This is a genomic window from Rhizobium sp. CB2179, assembly GCF_057653455.1.
This window is the reverse complement of the sequence record NZ_CM172781.1, coordinates 2,243,168-2,257,075: the sequence shown is the minus strand read 5'-3', so window position 1 is coordinate 2,257,075 and position 13,908 is coordinate 2,243,168. Positions and strand designations below refer to the sequence as shown.

Genomic DNA, 13,908 nt, shown 5'->3' with positions numbered 1-13,908 from the left:
TGTAACCTTTTCATGAGAATTCCATCGCCTGGCCCAGCGCATCGGCCCGAAAATCGGAATCGATTTTCGGAAAGCACGATGCGAGGATTGAAAGAGTTAGAGCGGCCTTCGTCCGAAAGGACGCACGGCACTCTAAGCGGCGATGGTTTGCTTCTTCTTTCCACGATGTCTGATCTCATCCCGGCACCGCCGGGATGAGATGTTGAGGATGGGCTTACTTCGCAGGCAGGCCCATCGACGAACGATAGGCTGCCAGTTGCTTGTCGCGGCCGAACTCGTCCGTCAGCTTGTTCCATCCGGCAGCCACGGTATCCAGCGCCTGCTGCGGCGTCACCTCTCCAGCCAATGCCTTGGAAAGCTCGATTTCGAGAATTTCCGTATAGGAGAAATAGCCCGGCAGGCGCATGTCGAGCGCCGTGTTCTTGGCGGTCACCGCGTCCTTCTGGCTTCCAAGATATTCCTTGGCCTCACGCTCGGAAAAGATCTTCGACCACAACGCTGTATTCGTCGTGTGCGAAAGACGGTATGGATTGACGCCTGTGCCGCCGGTAATCGCCGCCTGACCGGAAACCGCCGGGCTCGTCAGGAACTGGATATAGTTCCAAGCGGCCTCCTGGTTCTTGGAGGACGACGGTACGGCTGCCTGCCAACCGCCGAAGGCCATGAAGGAAGTCTGGACGACCTCGGGCTGCTTGTCCCACTTTTTGGTCTTGTAGTTCCAGATCTCGTCGGATCCCGGCAGCGATGCCGAACCGACATTGCCAGCAACCTTGGACTGCTTCGGGTCGGCGGCGATGACGCCGGTATCGCCCCAGCCGATCGATTCCGCGACCTGGCCACCGGCAAAGGCTGCGTTCACTTCGCCGAACGAGAAGTTCAGCGCATTTGGCGGTGCCAGTTTGGAGGCGCGAATATATTCCTCCAGGCCGCGCACCCAGCCTGGATTGTTGACCTGCGCATCCATCGTGTCAGGATCGAAGAACATGCCGCCGGGATTGTCGGGATGGCTGGTGTATCCCGCCACGTGACTGAACAGGAACCAGAATTGCTGGCCACCACGGCGGAAGGCTTCCGCCGTGCCCCAAAGGCCCTTGTCCGGCTGCTGGAAGAATTCAGCGATGTCGAGATACTGCTTCCATGTCTTCGGTGGGGCCAGATCGTAGCCATACTTCGCCTTGAAGGCGCTCTGGTTTTCCGCGTTTTCAAACAGATCAATGCGGTAGGTATAGGTATGGGCGTCACCGTCCATGGTCTGCGACAGGACCTTGCCGTTCCAAACCATCAGTTGCTCGCGGTAAACCGGCGCGATGTCCTCCCAGTCGGCACCTGATTGCATCGCCTTGGGCATTTCCGAGAGAAAATCGGTGAAGTCCGGTGCCCAGGCCGGCGCAAAGGCGACCACGTCGAACGTGTCTTCGCCCGAGGTCAACGAGGTTACGATTTTCGGATAGAGTTCCGACCACGGAAATTCGACGACATTCACCTTGCCGCAGGTCTTTTCTTCCCAGCCCTTGGCCGCGAGTTGTAGCGCAGAGGCGATATAGGGGCCTGTCTGCGTCGTGGCGGTGAGCGTGACACCGGTGTAGTCCGGTTCGCACGCGAGCGCGGATGTGACGCCCGCCGCAGCAAGTAGTCCTGCGGCCGTTGAACTCAATAGGAATCTTCTCATGTTTTCCTCCCCGGAATTGAACAATGACTAGGCTTGTCGAACGGTCACTTTATTGCTCCTAAAAGCAGGCCAGACCGCATCAGCCTGCTCAAAATGCCCGCCATGACGACCATGGGTATGATCGCGACCAGGGCGGCTGCCGATATCGACCACCACTCGTCGCCGCGCTGGCTGTTTTGCCCTGCGACGAGAATGGGAAGGGTCTGCCATTTGGAACTGGTCAGGAAGAGTGCGAACAGGAACTCGTTCCAGACGAAGGCGAGCGTGATCATGAATGTCGCGATCAGGCCCGGCTTGGACATGGGCAGGACGATACCAAAGAAAATTCTCCACGACGGCACATTGTCGACCATCGCCGCCTCTTCGACTTCCACCGGCAGTGCCGCAAAGAAATCGCGCATCAGCCAGATCACGATCGGCAGCGAGAAGGCGACATAGGCGAAGGTGAGGCCCGTATAGGTGTCCACCAGCTTGAACCCCAACTTGCCCATTTCCGTGTACATCAGGAACAAGGCAAAGGCGGCGACGATCGGCGGAAACATGCGCTGGCTGACAAACCAGAAGACGATATCATCATTGCCAAGAAGCGGCCCTGGAAGCTTCATTCGGCTGGAGCCGATGGCGAGCGCAAGCGCTGCAACAAAGGCAAAGATCAGCGAAATAGCCTGCCCGTAGCCCAGCACGTGACGGCCGAGAAGATATCCGCCAAAGGCAACAACGACGAAAATCACGCCGGACAGCAGCTTTACCTCGAAGGTGAAGCGCACCAGCGCATAGGCTGCCATGGATCCGATGAAGGTGGCCAGCACCGATGCGGAAAGCCCGATGATCGTCGAGGCGATGAAGGTGTTGTAGAACTGGCCGCGCGCGCCCGACAGAAGCTCGCTCCAGGCTGTCAGCGTCGGGTCGAAGTCGACGAATGGTATATAGGTCGGCCCGCCGACGACGCCGAGCGGCGACTTGAACGAGGTGATCGCGACCCAGTAAAGCGGAAAGAAGGTGAAGGCCAGCCAGAGCAGGCAGCCTGCGAGCGCCCACCAGCGGCCGGATCCTTTGAGGTCACGCACACTCATTTGTGCTTCTCCAGATAGGGCTTCAGGATGGCGAGATAGACGAGCCCGATCACGGTGATGACGATCAGGAACAGGAAGGACAGGGCGGAGGTGTAGCCGAGGTTGAACTTCTTGAAGCCCTCCTGATACGCGAACAAGGTCAGCGTTTCGGTCGAAATGCCGGGCCCTCCGCCTGTCATGACAAACACCGTGTCGATGATCTTGTAGCTCTCGATGAGGCGGATGAAGACCACCGCCACCGAAATCGGCAGCATCATCGGGAAAGTGATCCCCCAGAACTGCTGCCAGGGACTGGCATTTTCAAGCGCGGCAGCCTCGTAGACGTCCTCCGGCAGGGTTTGCAGCCCGGCAAGAAGCATCAGGATGACGAAGGGTGTCCACTGCCACACTTCGACGGAAATGATGGCGCCGATAGCCCATCTGGTCTGAGTCAGAAACGGCAGATTGGGAAAGCCGAAGGCGGTCATCAACTCATTGAGCGGGCCCATCGTCGGGTTGAGGATCTGGCGGGCAATGAGTGCAACGGCAACGGGCGCCACCAGCATTGGCACCAGGAAGCTGACCCGGAACAAACCTTCGCCAGGCACCCGACGGCTGAGCGCCAGCGCCACGGAAAAACCGATGACATACTGCAGCGACACCGCGACAAAAGCGATGATCGTCGTGGTCCAGGTGACACTCCAGAAGCGTGGATTCTGAAGCAATTCCGTATAGTTGCCGAAGCCGACGAAATGCGCGGGGATCGGCGGCACGAGGCGCAGGCTCATGAAGCTGGTGGTCAGCGAATAGATCAGCGGGAAGATCGAGATCACCAGCACGATCAGCAACGCCGGCCAGATGAAGAAGTGTTTGACCGGATCGTTGCGGGTCATGCTGCGCCTCCTTTCTGGAGAAGCGCCTCGATTTCCTCGATCGTCGGCATTGCAGGCGCGGTACCCCGCCGCGTCACCGCGATACCGGCGGTCGCGCAGCCGAAACGCACGGCCTCGACCGGACTAAAGCCCCGCGAGAGAGCTGCCGAGAAACCACCGACAAATGCGTCGCCGGCGCCGGTGGTATCAATGACTGCTCCCGCCGAGATCGCGGGAACATGAACCGGTTGCCCGGCCGTATGATAGAGCACACCGCGACCACCCAGGGTGATCAGCGCGGCTTTCACGCCTTTGACAAGAAAGGCGTCGCCAGCCCGTCTGGCGTCGTCGAGCGTGTCGAGCGGAAAGCCGACGATCGCCGCCGCCTCGGTCTCGTTTGGCACGATATAGTCGCAGAGCGGATAGATCGTGTCCGGAAACGGCTCGGCCGGTGCTGGATTGAAAACAGTGGTAACGCCGGCCGCATGGGCGATTTCGAGGGCGCGCTGCGCCGCTTCGGCCGGTTGTTCGAGCTGGGTTACGAAAACGGCCGATTGCTCGATGGTTTCGCGTGCCGCCTCGACATCACCAACGCCGATGGTGCCTGCGGCGCCTGGATAGACGATGATCGCATTGTCGCCGTTACTGTCATTGACGTAGATGAAGGCAGCGCCGGTCGGCATATCGTCCATCTGTACAACCTTCGGCGTCACGCCTGCTTCCGCATAGGTCTTCAGCGCCATATCGCCGAAGGTGTCGCGGCCGATCTTCGAGATGAAGGAGACTGTTCCACCGGCGCGAGCTGCAGCGACAGCCTGGTTGGATCCCTTGCCGCCCGGGCCTACCGCAAAACCGGTCCCGGTGATGGTTTCGCCAATGTTTGGCATGCGCTTGGCCAGATAGGCCGTGTCGGCGACGAAAATCCCGAGGATCGAAACACCCACCTTCATTTCGTTTCCCCTCATACGGTTTCCGGCGGAATCACGCCTTTGGTGAACAGGAAGCAGCCGTAGAAGCGGTTTTCGCCCGTGGTGATGACGCAATAGGCCTTTTTGGCTTCCTCATAGAAGGCGAAACGCTCGATGCCATACATTGGCGCCGGCTTGCCCTCGGCGCCGTCGACAACGACCTGGACTTCCTGCTGCACCGGAGGGATCTCGTCCGGCGCGCCCATGATTTCCATTCGCCCGGCAGACGGCTGCAGCGGCGTATCCAGCGGCATTACCGAAAGGATAGCTTCGATGGCGCGGGCAGAGGACACATTGTCTATGCGCAACAGCTTGCCGAGCACCGTTTGCCGGGCAATGGAATCCGAAGGAAAATTGGTGTCGGAAACGACGGCCGTGTCGCCATGCCCCATGGACCGGAGCGCGTGCAGCACATCCGCATTCAGAGCCGGATCGATATTCTTCAGCATGGAAATCCTCCCTTAGTTGCACCATTTCGCAGCACCTCGTGCCGCAAAACAGAACCCGATAACCGCAGCTCCGTTACAGCTCTGCGATTCCCTCAAATTCCATTGTTCTCGCCTGCCGGTGCGGTTCTCCTCCCGCCCGAATGACCAGAGTTGGAGCCCTTATTCTCCGTAGGGGATCCAGATATTCTTCACATCTACAGCGCGCCGAAGGTATAGCGCGCCTTCGGCAGCGGCTCTGTCCATCCAGTCCGTCGCCTTGCCATTGTCCACGAAGGTTCGCTTGAGATTGCCCGAAGACAGCTTCTCCACCGTCGTCGAAAGTTCCGTCGAGCCGAAGGCCCACAACGCATCAACGTCATTGTGCGCGGCAAGGATCTTTGCCAGTTCGATCGCCGAACCGGTGACGATATTGACGACACCGGCAGGCAGATCCGACGTTTCCAGAACGGAATAGAAATCCGTGGCCGAAAGCGGAAAGGCCTCACTCGGCACCACGACGACACGATTGCCGCTGGCAATCAACGGCGCAAACAGACTGATAAAGCCGAGCAGCGGCGCTTCCGGCGGGCAAATGATGCCAACGACGCCGATGGCTTCCGGCATGGCCAGGGCAACGCCGCGAAGCGGCGGCTGGTGAATGCCGCCTTCATATTTGTCCGCCCAGGCTGCGTAGGTGAAGAGACGGGAAATCGCGGCCTCGACCTCGGCATTTGCATTGGCTGCGGAAGCTCCGGTCATCGCTGTTATCCGGGAGGCGAATTCGTCGGCGCGGCCACTGAGGTTTTCAGCGATGTAATAGAGAATCTGGGCGCGGTTATGAGTGGTCGCATTCGACCAGGCGGAGGCGGCCTGTGCGGCAACCACCGCATTGCGGATGTCCTTGCGGTTGCCTTCGCCGACCTCCCCGATCGCCTTGCCCTTGGGTGAGGCGATGACACGGGAATAATTGCCGTCCGGGCGCGCCTGCTTGCCGCCGATGAAGAGCTTTGCCGTCCGGTCGATGCTTGGCAGGGCAAAATCGCCGGCCACCGGCTTTACTTGCGAAAGTGCGGGCATTACCGCGCGCGCCTTGCGACCGACCCAAGCCTTCGGCTTCAGATATTCGTAGCAACCTTCCCGTCCGCCTTCGCGGCCGAATCCGGATTCGCGCTTGCCGCCAAAACCGACGGCGGCATCGAAAAGATTGGTGGCATTCACCCAGACCACGCCGGCTGCGAGCTTTGCCGCAACGTTCAGCGCCAAGCCGATCGTCTCGCTCCAGACGCTGGCGGCGAGGCCGTAGCGGGTGTGATTGGCAAGCTGGATAGCCTCTTCCGGCGTGCGGAAAGTCATGGAGACCGCAACCGGCCCGAAGATTTCCTCGGTCGCGACGATCGATGTCGGCTGCACGCCGCTCAGAAGCGTCGGCGGGTAGAAGCTGCCGCCCTTCGGCAGGTCGATCTTGGCCTGATGCAGTGTCGCGCCTTCTGAAACTCCCTTTTTCACCAGCGCTTCGATACGCGTCAATTGCACGGGCGCTATGATCGCACCCATATCGATGCACTTGTCCAAAGGCTGACCGACCCGCAATGTCTCCATCCGGCGCTTCAGCCGCTCGTGGAAAAGATCGGCAATGCCTTCCTGGACCAGAAGCCGCGAACCGGCGCAGCAGACCTGTCCCTGGTTGAACCAGATCGCGTCGACCACGCCTTCCACGGCGCCGTCGATATCGGCGTCGTCAAAGACGATGAAAGGGGACTTGCCGCCGAGTTCCAGCGTCAGCGATTTACCGCTGCCTGCGGTACGCTCGCGAATAACGCGCCCGACTTCGGTCGATCCGGTAAAGGCAATTTTGTCGATATCCTCATGCCCGACGAGCAGCGCGCCGGTTTCGCCTTCTCCCGTCACGATATTGAGGACGCCCGGCGGAAGGCCCGCCGCGGATGCCAGTTCGGCAAAGAGAAGCGCCGTCAGCGAGGTGAATTCGGCAGGCTTCAGGATGACGGTGTTGCCGAGCGCCAAAGCCGGCGCCACTTTCCAGGCCAGCATCAGGAATGGGAAATTCCACGGGATGATCTGGCCGACGACGCCGACCGGCACATGATCGGCAAATTCCGTGTCCTGGATTTGCGCCCATCCGGCGTGATGATAGAAATGACGGGCCGCCAGGGGCACGTCGAGATCGCGGGTTTCGCGGATCGGCTTGCCGTTGTCGATTGCCTCGACCACAGCAATCAGACGCGCATGGCGCTGGATCATCCGGGCAAGTGCATAGAGATGGCGCGCCCGCGCATGGCCCGGCAGTCGTGCCCATGAAGCCTGTGCCTTGCGGGCCGCCGCAACTGCGTTGTCCACATCCGCCGCGCCGCCGTTCGCGAGCTTGGCCAGGACCTTGCCGGTGGCTGGCTCGAACGTGTCGAAGTTCTTGCCCGACGCGGAGGGCACGAATGCGCCATTGATGAAGTGACCGAAACCGGAAGCGTGGCGCGCCAGCCAGTCGCGAGCTTCGATATCGGATTCAGGGGCGGGGCCGTAGGACATTTCGTCGAAATACTTTGCAACAGTCATCTGGATCATCCAATCGGGTGTCTGTTGAGGGCCGAATAGGCACCGGTGACGTGATGCTCCAGCTGCCGCTCGATATCCGCAAGCAAGCTTGATGCACCGATGCGGAAGAGATCGGACTCCAGCCACTCGCGCCCCAGTTCGTCTTTCATCAGGAACTGGTAGTTCAACACGTCCTTCGCCGCGGAAATGCCTCCGGCCGGCTTGTAGCCGATCTTGATACCGGTGCGCTCCTGGTAGGCGCGGATCGCCCGCAGCATGGTCAATGTCACGGCCAGCGTCGCATTGACGCCTTCCTTGCCGGTCGAGGTCTTGATGAAATCGGCTCCCGCCATCATGCAGACCAGCGAGGCCCTGGTGACGTTGCGGAGCGTCTTCAGGTCGCCGGTCGCCAGAATGGCTTTGACATGCGCATCACCGCAAGCGGCGCGATATTCTTTCATTTCCTCGTAAAGTGCAGTCCAGTTGCCGGTCAGCACATGCTCGCGGGTGATGACGATGTCAATTTCCTTCGCGCCATCGGCAACTGACGCCTCGATTTCCTTGACCTTGAGATGGTGCGGGCTGAGGCCGGCAGGGAAACCGGTCGAAACCGCGGCGACCGGAATGCCGGAATCTCCGAGCACCTCGACCGCCGTTGCAACAAAACGATGGTAGACGCAGATGGCGCCGGTGGTGATCGAACGGCCGCTCATGCCAAGCGAATCCAGAATGTCGGCGCGTATCGGATTCATCGCCTTCGCGCACAATCGCTTGACGCGTTCGGGGGTATCGTCGCCGTTCAATGTCGTCAGGTCGATGCAGGTCACCGCCTTCAGGAGCCAAGCCGCCTGTGCGTCCTTTTTGACGGTGCGGCGTCCAGGAAGCGAGGCTACGCGGCGCTCGGTGGCAGACAGGTTGACCCGGGCATCAAGCACCCACGACAGATCGAGTTCCATCCCGGTATTGCGCGGCCGGTTATGGGTGCCGCCCGGCAATCGCGAAGGGCCTCCATGATGCGCCGCGTTTGCCGCATTGTGAACAGCAACGGTTTCCAACTAGAATCCTCCCGATCCGAGCGTGAAGATCCTGTTGCCATCAGTGAAGAGGCACGCAGACGAAGTTTCACGACTGGCTCAAATGTGATTTTTTTTTCACTGTTTGTGAAGTTTGCATCACCGCGCCGCTGCGTCAAGTTTAGATTTCGCCAGACGCAGAAAAAATGCGGGATTTCTCAGTCGAAATCGTCCATGCCGTTTTCGGTGATGACCACGTCGAACGACTTCATGTCGCTGAAAAAGGCTGGCTTGAGCTTGCCGATTTTGCTGCTGTCGGCGAGAAGAATATTCTTTCGTGCCCGGGACATCGCCTTTTTCTTGATCTCCGCTTCGTGAAAATGCGCGCAGGTCGCGCCACGCCGGGCATCGACACCGGCTGCTGAAAGAAATGCCACGTTGATCACAAGCTGATCGAGCATTTCCAGCCCCGAGGCACCGGAAAAGCTCGCCGATGCTGGGTGATAAAGACCACCGAGCATAACAAGGCGAACGTTGGGTTTTCGCGTCAGACGATCGGCGACATTCATGGCGTAACAGATCGCCGTTATATGAATCTGGTCTGGGAGGAGATCGACCAGATAGGGTAACGTGGTGCCGCAATCGAAAAACACCGTATCATCATGGTGAATGTAATCAATGGCTTGTATGCAAACTTGCCGTTTTGCAGCGGCATGACTGTCGGCTGCCTTGGAAATTTCATAGGGATCGTTTTCCGCTTCGATAGCCGGAACGATATGGCCGCCGAGAAACGCGAATTGGTCTGCATTGGCGCCGACATCACGCCGAACCGTCATCTCTGAGACGCCCAGGATCTCCGCAGCATTCTTGATGTGCAGAATGCGATGTTGTGAAAGGGCCTCGGATAAGACTGCGATGCGCCGGCCCTTGCGACTATCCATATCGCATCTCTCCCTTATCGTTTACACCTGGAATAGTGTTCTGATCAAAATTTAACAAGGGACTGCCATTCTCATCTTGTCTGTCCCTCGAGCTACGACTCGGCATTTGCGCCGAGCTACAGCTTCTGCACCAGCCAGTTGCGCGCAACATGGCATATCGTCACAATTTTACAGGGAAACCCCGCAATTTGAAATGAGAATTTGTGACAAATCTTCCATTTTCGTGATGAAATAATCACAAAACTGCATAGATGGTGCCTCACTTCGGCTGCGGGGAAGCGGGTGACGACGAGATCGACATTCTCGGCCGGCAGGGGCGAGTTCGTCACGCCTCTGGTCGGGGTGGCCTTCCGACCAGAGGCTTCATCCTCGCGGCTGCTTAGGACATTCCTGGCTGCGCGCGCTACTCGCCGGCTTTCCTTGCTGCCGTTTCGATCGCATCGGCAACCTTTTCCGGTTGGGATGCGAAGACGGCGTGGCTTGCCTTTATTTCAGTCACGTTGCTTCCGGCATGTTTTGCCATGTCGCGTTCAAGCTCGGGGTTGATGGAGCGATCCTCGGTGGCGACGATCGACCAGCTTTTCTTTGTCCGCCATGCCGGCTGAGTGATCTTGGCGGAGAATGCCTGCTTTGCGGCGAAGACCTGTGACTTTGCCATGAAATCGGCGTCGGCTTGCGGAAGGTCGGCTGCGAAATCCGCGGCGAAGGCGCCTGGATCGAGATAGAGATATTTGCCGTCCTTCGTTTCCTTTATATCCATGCTGCCGGCGGGCTTCGAGCTGGCGAGGCTCAGCAGGCTTTCGCCCTTGTCGGGCTGGAATGCGGCGACATAGACCAGGCCCGCGACCGCGGGATCGTTGCCGGCTTCGGTGATGACCATGCCGCCATAGCTGTGGCCGACGAGCAGGACCGGTCCGTCCTGAAGGTCGAGAACGCGCTTGGTCGCCGCCACATCGTCATCGAGCGAGGTGATGGGCTGCTGGACGATGGTGACGTTGAAGCCGCGCTTCTCGAGAATGTCAGTCGCCTTGCGCCATCCCGAGCCATCGGCCAGCGCGCCGTGGACGATCACGATGTTCTTGACCTCGGCAGCCTCCGCCGCGAATGCGATGGCGGTGGTGGCAAAGGCAAGGGCTGCAGTGAAAAGAAGACGTTTGTTCATGACTATCACTCCTTGGGGTCGTTGTTGATGATTGGGATCGTGATGCGTTTCAGGTTCAGCCGAATGTGAAGGCGTAAGCCTGCACGCCGGGATCGAGAAAGCGGATCTCGAAGTTGCGGGCGGCGACCGTGTCGGACTGGCGGACGAGTTGATAAAGCCTCGTCGCGGTCACCGTACCGTTGCCGTCGGCATCGATGTCGGAGCCGTGGTCAAGCCCTGGCGCCTTGCCGTCGACCTTCACCTGGAAGCGGACCGGTTTGCCGCTGCCGCCAGGCCCGAGAACGAGATGCAGATCGCGGGCGCTGAAGCGATAGGTGATGCCGCCGCCCGACTGATCAAGCGTCGCCTGATCCCGGCCGACGGTCCAGGTTCCGGACAGGCCCCAGCCATTGAGGCCGGGTTCGGCGATCGAATAGCTTTTCGCCGTATCGGCCTGCAGCCCTTCGGGAGAGGCGAAGTTCGCCGCCTGTTCGTAGCCGAGATAGGTTTCGCCCGAGCGGATATTGCCGAGATCAGGACCTGCTTCCACACCCTTGGCATCCGGTACGACCGGCGCACTCGCCGTCGTTTGGCTGCCGGCTTCGCGCAGCAGGTCCTGGATGGCTTTTTCGGTCCTGCTGTAATTGCCTTCGCCGAAATGGTGGTAGCGGATCTGGCCCTTGGCATCGATCAGATAAGCGGCAGGCCAGTAGCTGTTTTCGAAGGCGCGCCAGATGCTGTAATCATTGTCGATCGCAACGGGATAGCCGATCTGGAAGTCGCCGATCGCCTTCTTGACGTTGTCGATCTTCTTCTCGAAGGCAAATTCCGGGGCGTGGACGCCGATGACGACCAGACCCTGGTCCGCATATTTTTCGGCCCAAGCCCTGACATAGGGGATGGTACGAATGCAGTTGATGCAGGAATAGGTCCAGAAGTCGACGAGGACGACCTTGCCGCGCAGCCGTTCTGTGGTGAGAGGCTCAGAGTTCAGCCATTCGACCGCGCCGTCGAGCGAAGGGGCGTGGCCTTCGACGGGCAAGTCGCTACGGAAGGGTTTGTTCGCATCGGCTGCGGCGATCATCACCTCGTTGCTCGCCAGCTTGGAAGATGCGCCACTGAGCGGCTTTGCATGCAGCCTGTCGAGCACGGCCTGTTCCACCGATGCGGTGCTGGCATAGGAGAGCCGGGCGAGCAGGCTGGTGTCGAGGCCGAGCGCGATGACGGCGACACCCGCCAGCACGGCAGCGCCGAGCACCTGGCGAATCCGGTCGCCAAGGCCGAGGGAGCGCTTCATGGCGGCGAAGAGCTTGCCGCCGACAAGCAGGGCGACGGCAAGCGAACTTGCAGCACCAGCGGCATAGGCGGTCAGCAGGAAGGTCGTTTGCAGATTAGCGCCCTGCAATGCGGCTCCGGTCAGCACAAGGCCGAGAATCGGACCGGCGCAAGGCGCCCAGAGCAGTCCGGTGGCGACGCCGAGAAGAAGCGCGCTCTTCACTGTCGTGGTGCCGCGCCCGCCGCCGGTGGCGTTCACAAGATTGTTGCCAAGGTCGACGACCGGCCGGGCAAGCGTGCTTGCGAAACGCGGCGAAAGCAGGCTCGCGCCGAAGAGGGCAAGCAGGACGATGGCGGCAAGGCGGCCATATTCATTGGCGCGAATGGCCCAGCTGCCACCGACTGCAGCAAGCGTGGCGACCAGCGCGAAAGTGGCGGCCATGCCCGCCAGCATCGGCAGCGTGCTTCTGACGAAGGGCTGTCCGGCGCGTGCGAAGGCAAAGGGCAGGATGGGGAGGATACACGGGCTGAGGATCGTCAGCGCGCCTCCGAGATAGGCAATGATCAGAAGTGTCATCATCGTTTCCTTTGAAACCGATTGATCGGGCTCTGGGCGGCGATGGGGCCTGAACCAGCAACGGCGGGGATATGGCCGGTGTGAAGTATCCTCGATGTGTCCGGCTTTGCGGGAAAATGTACCGAAGTGTCGGGGTAGGGGGCGGCGATACAAAGCGGTACAAACTGCCGCGGTGGCGAGGAAACGGCTGCGGCCAATGCGACCACTTGCTGAGGCAGCGCGATTGTATCGGAATGTATCCAGGCGGCCGGAAGCCACATCCGCATTCAAAAAACGGTTGCTTACGACATATCGGGGATACAAGTAGAGCGCCTTTTCGCGACCGTGATCCATTCGACAGGAGAGACCGATGTCAGAGCAAATCAACCATCACCGCCGCCGTTTCTTCGGCATGACGGCAATCGCCCTTGCGGCCGTCGAATTCGGCGTGGCAGGCAGGGCCGCCGCCCAGTCGTCTGCGACGGCCGCTTCGGTGCCAGCTGTAAAGCCCGGAACCAACACGTCCTTCGAAGCGCTGAAGCAGGTCAAGGCAGGCGTGCTCGACATCGGTTATGCCGAGGCGGGAAAGGCGGATGCCCCTGTCGTATTGCTGCTGCATGGCTGGCCCTATGACATCTATAGTTTCGTCGATGTCGCGCCCCTGCTTGCCGCGGCGGGCTACAGGGTGATTGTGCCTTATCTACGCGGTTACGGGACGACCCGCTTCCTGGACGATCAGACGCCGCGCAACGGCCAGCCGTCAGCGCTCGCCGCCGATATGATCGCGCTGCTCGATGCGCTGGATATCGAGAAGGCCGTCATTGCCGGATACGACTGGGGCGGGCGGACCGCCAACATTATGGCGGCGCTCTGGCCCGAGCGCTGTAAGGCGATGGTATCTGTAAGCGGCTACCTGATCGGTAGCCAGGAGGCCAACAAGAAGCCGCTTCCGCCCAAAGCCGAACTCGCCTGGTGGTACCAGTTCTATTTCGCCACCGAACGCGGTCGTCAGGGATACGAGACCAACACGCATGATTTCGCAAAGCTAATTTGGCAGACGGCATCGCCGAAGTGGAACTTCGACGATGCGACATTCGACAGGTCGGCCGCTGCCTTCGACAATCCCGACCACGTCGCGATCGTCATTCACAATTATCGCTGGCGCCTGGGGCTTGTCGAAGGCGAGGCCAAGTACGATGCCTACGAGACGACGCTCGCCGCAACGCCCGTCATTTCGGTGCCGACCATCACCATGGAGGGCGATGCAAACGGTGCGCCGCATCCGCAGCCTTCCGCTTATGCCGGAAAATTCTCCGGTAAATACGAGCATCGCACGATCGGCGGCGGCATTGGCCACAACCTGCCTCAGGAAGCGCCGCAGGCCTTCGCGCAGGCGGTCATAGACGTCGATCGTTTCTAGGTCGACGATGCCGGTTGCAGCGCCTC

Annotated in this window: 11 protein-coding genes; 1 reads left to right on the top strand and 10 read right to left on the bottom strand. The window is 60.0% G+C overall.

Going from position 1 to position 13,908, the window contains the following annotated elements:
* Positions 1–214: 214 nt before the first annotated feature.
* The 10 genes from AC244Q_RS11235 to AC244Q_RS11190 all read right to left on the bottom strand — a co-directional run bounded on the left by AC244Q_RS11235 (position 215) and on the right by AC244Q_RS11190 (position 12,483).
* A complete protein-coding gene (locus tag AC244Q_RS11235; protein ID WP_113548319.1) occupies positions 215–1,669 on the bottom strand; it encodes an extracellular solute-binding protein in 1,455 nt (484 codons plus the stop codon).
* 44 nt (positions 1,670–1,713) lie between these two features.
* Positions 1,714–2,742 (bottom strand): carbohydrate ABC transporter permease, encoded by a 1,029-nt coding sequence (locus AC244Q_RS11230; RefSeq protein ID WP_112846370.1) that lies wholly within the window; start codon positions 2,740–2,742, stop codon positions 1,714–1,716.
* Positions 2,739–3,614, bottom strand: coding sequence for a carbohydrate ABC transporter permease (locus AC244Q_RS11225; RefSeq protein ID WP_012757761.1), 876 nt, complete (start codon positions 3,612–3,614; stop codon positions 2,739–2,741). Before AC244Q_RS11225 ends, AC244Q_RS11230 begins: the two co-directional genes overlap by 4 nt.
* Entirely contained in the window at positions 3,611–4,543 is a 933-nt protein-coding gene (gene rbsK, locus AC244Q_RS11220; RefSeq protein ID WP_128407257.1) for a ribokinase, read from the bottom strand. The genes AC244Q_RS11225 and rbsK overlap by 4 nt, the downstream gene beginning before the upstream one ends.
* An 11-nt stretch (positions 4,544–4,554) precedes the next feature.
* Entirely contained in the window at positions 4,555–5,010 is a 456-nt protein-coding gene (locus AC244Q_RS11215; RefSeq protein WP_128407256.1) for an RbsD/FucU family protein, read from the bottom strand.
* A 159-nt stretch (positions 5,011–5,169) separates the two neighbouring features.
* Positions 5,170–7,557 (bottom strand): aldehyde dehydrogenase family protein, encoded by a 2,388-nt coding sequence (locus AC244Q_RS11210; RefSeq protein WP_128407255.1) that lies wholly within the window; start codon positions 7,555–7,557, stop codon positions 5,170–5,172.
* Positions 7,558–7,562: 5 nt separating this feature from the next.
* The gene (gene deoC, locus AC244Q_RS11205; protein WP_164902342.1) at positions 7,563–8,591 is read right to left on the bottom strand and encodes a deoxyribose-phosphate aldolase; all 1,029 of its coding nucleotides are present in this window, start codon (positions 8,589–8,591) and stop codon (positions 7,563–7,565) included.
* Between the two features lie 176 nt (positions 8,592–8,767).
* Entirely contained in the window at positions 8,768–9,490 is a 723-nt protein-coding gene (locus tag AC244Q_RS11200; RefSeq protein WP_012757756.1) for a DeoR family transcriptional regulator, read from the bottom strand.
* Between the two features lie 403 nt (positions 9,491–9,893).
* Positions 9,894–10,652, bottom strand: coding sequence for an alpha/beta fold hydrolase (locus AC244Q_RS11195; RefSeq protein ID WP_128407254.1), 759 nt, complete (start codon positions 10,650–10,652; stop codon positions 9,894–9,896).
* 55 nt (positions 10,653–10,707) lie between these two features.
* A complete protein-coding gene (locus tag AC244Q_RS11190) occupies positions 10,708–12,483 on the bottom strand; it encodes a cytochrome c biogenesis protein DipZ (protein ID WP_128407253.1) in 1,776 nt (591 codons plus the stop codon).
* Between the two features lie 349 nt (positions 12,484–12,832).
* On the opposite strand from AC244Q_RS11190, the gene AC244Q_RS11185 reads away from it, so the two are divergent.
* Positions 12,833–13,882: an alpha/beta fold hydrolase gene (locus tag AC244Q_RS11185; protein WP_128407252.1), complete on the top strand. Its 1,050-nt coding sequence runs from the start codon at positions 12,833–12,835 to the stop codon at positions 13,880–13,882.
* The last annotated feature ends 26 nt before the right edge of the window (positions 13,883–13,908 follow it).